At 70.2% G+C, this 1,191-nt stretch carries 1 protein-coding gene; it reads right to left on the bottom strand.

Annotation, left to right across the window (positions count from 1 at the left end; genetic code table 11):
- A partial coding sequence (locus ACI3ET_RS16355) for a nucleotide sugar dehydrogenase (RefSeq protein ID WP_405034131.1) occupies positions 1-1,178 on the bottom strand: 1,178 nt, incomplete at its 3' end.
- Positions 1,179-1,191: the final 13 nt, after the last annotated feature.

Below are 1,191 nucleotides of genomic sequence, written 5' to 3'. Positions count from 1 at the left end.
ACGTCGTACTCGCGGTGGTTCTGCACCAGGATCGTCAGGTCCGCCTCGCCGACCGCGGCGGCGGCGTCCGCCACCTTGGTCGCCTCCGGCACGGAGCGCCAGTCCTGCACGTGCGGGTCGTGGAACTGCACCCGCGCACCCTTGGCCATCAGCTGACGGGCCAGCGGCACCGCCGGCGACTCGCGCTGGTCGGCGATGTTCGGCTTGTAGGTCACGCCGAGCAGCAGGACGGTGGACCCCTTCAGCGGCTTGCCCTCGGTGTTGAGGATGTCCTGCGCCCGGGAGACCACGTAGGCCGGCATCTGGGAGTTGATCTCCTGCGCCAGCTCCACGAACCGGAACGGGTACCCCAGCCTCGCCCGCACGTTGTGGGACAGGTAGTTCGGGTCGATCGGGATGCAGTGCCCGCCCACGCCGGGGCCGGGGTAGAACGCCTGGAACCCGAACGGCTTGCTGCTCGCCGCGTCGATGACGTCCCACAGGTCGATCCCCAGCTCGTGGCAGAAGCGGGCCATCTCGTTGACCAGCGCGATGTTGATGTGCCGGTAGGTGTTCTCCAGCAGCTTGGCCGTCTCCGCCTCACGGGTGCCCTTGGCCCGCACCACCGTGTCCACGAACGCGCCGTAGAACGCGGCCGCCGCCTCGGTGCAGGCCGGCGTGTGCCCACCCACCACCTTCGGGGTGTTCTTCGCCCCGAACGTCTCGTTGCCCGGGTCGATCCGCTCCGGCGAGAACGCCAGGTGGAAGTCCTGCCCCGCGACCAGCCCACCGGCCTCCAGCACCGGGCGGACCACCTCGTCCGTCGTGCCCGGGTAGGTCGTCGACTCCAGGATCACCAGCATCCCGGGCCGCAGGTTGCGGGCGATCGCCGCGACGGCCGACTCCACCGCCCGCAGGTCCGGGCCCCCGTCCTCCGACAGCGGCGTCGGCACGCAGATCACCGCGACCTGCGCCTCGCCGATCCGCGCCTCCTCCGTCGTGGCCTCGAACCCACCCTCGATCATCTCGGCGATGTCGCCGTCCGAGAGGTCGTCCACGTGCGAGCGCCCAGCACCCAGGTCCGCGACCACACCCGCGTTGATGTCGAACCCGAGGACCTTCTTCCCAGCCCGGGTGGCCTCCTGCGCCAGTGGCAGGCCGACATAGCCCAGTCCGATGATGACAGCATCCACAGCCACGATGGGTCGACTC

The sequence above is a fragment of the Ornithinimicrobium jinqii genome, from assembly GCF_045032595.1.
Lineage (GTDB): Bacteria > Actinomycetota > Actinomycetes > Actinomycetales > Dermatophilaceae > Ornithinicoccus.
This window is presented reverse-complemented; position numbering and strand designations above follow the sequence as displayed.